This is a genomic window from Salinicola sp. MH3R3-1 (assembly GCF_001937155.1).
GTDB classification, from domain to species: domain Bacteria; phylum Pseudomonadota; class Gammaproteobacteria; order Pseudomonadales; family Halomonadaceae; genus Salinicola; species Salinicola halophyticus.
Window position 1 is genome coordinate 1 of record NZ_MSDP01000052.1, and the last position, 1,099, is coordinate 1,099.

Below are 1,099 nucleotides of genomic sequence, written 5' to 3' on the forward strand. Positions count from 1 at the left end.
TTTGGTTGAACAGCTCAGCGACTGTCGCGCGCAACGCCAGCCGCTCGACATCGATCCGGGACCGCTGATGGCGATGTTCGTAATAGCTCGAACGCGCGATATCGAAGGCGCTACAGACCATTTCTACAGGCTCCTGCTCACTCAACTGGTCTATCAGCGCGTACGATCGAGATCGTCCGACATCAAGAGAGCGGTAGCCTTTTTTAGTATCGCTTTCTCCCGTTCCAGCCGGTTGATGCGGCTCTCGAGTTCCTGGATTCGCTGCTGCTCGGGCGTCAATGCTTTTGACTTGGGCGTGACGCCACCGCGCTCAGCGCGTAACTGATCAATCCAGCGTCTCAAAGGCGTTTCACCGACATCGACGGCGCGAGCGGCTTGGGCTACGGAGTGGCCTTGATCAAGTACGAGCCCGGCGGCTTCCCGTTTGAACTCGGTGGAGAATGAACGACGTTGTCTGGCCATGGATCACCTGTAATTTGGTGGTGACGATACCACCTAAATGGGTGTCCGGTTTTAGTGAACCACTACAGTCGACTAGCCGTTGGGACCTTTAAGGACTTAGTGGCGCAGTTAACGCGATAAGTCGACCGCCTGGGGAGTACGGCCGCAAGGTTAAAACTCAAATGAATTGACGGGGGCCCGCACAAGCGGTGGAGCATGTGGTTTAATTCGATGCAACGCGAAGAACCTTACCTACCCTTGACATCCAGAGAAGTTGGCAGAGATGCCTTCGTGCCTTCGGGAGCTCTGAGACAGGTGCTGCATGGCTGTCGTCAGCTCGTGTTGTGAAATGTTGGGTTAAGTCCCGTAACGAGCGCAACCCTTGTCCTTATTTGCCAGCACGTAATGGTGGGAACTCTAAGGAGACTGCCGGTGACAAACCGGAGGAAGGTGGGGACGACGTCAAGTCATCATGGCCCTTACGGGTAGGGCTACACACGTGCTACAATGGCCGGTACAAAGGGCTGCGAGATCGCGAGATGGAGCGAATCCCAGAAAGCCGGCCTCAGTTCGGATCGGAGTCTGCAACTCGACTCCGTGAAGTCGGAATCGCTAGTAATCGTGAATCAGAATGTCACGGTGAATACGTTCCCGGGCC

1 rRNA gene and 1 pseudogene are annotated in these 1,099 nt (G+C 55.6%); one reads left to right on the forward strand and one right to left on the reverse strand.

What is annotated here, in order from left to right:
- Positions 1–153: 153 nt before the first annotated feature.
- A pseudogene (locus tag BTW08_RS19275) lies at positions 154–396 on the reverse strand (transposase); the annotation flags it as partial.
- A 16-nt stretch (positions 397–412) separates the two neighbouring features.
- On the opposite strand from BTW08_RS19275, the gene BTW08_RS18160 reads away from it, so the two are divergent.
- Positions 413–1,099 (forward strand): 16S ribosomal RNA (locus BTW08_RS18160); the annotation flags it as partial.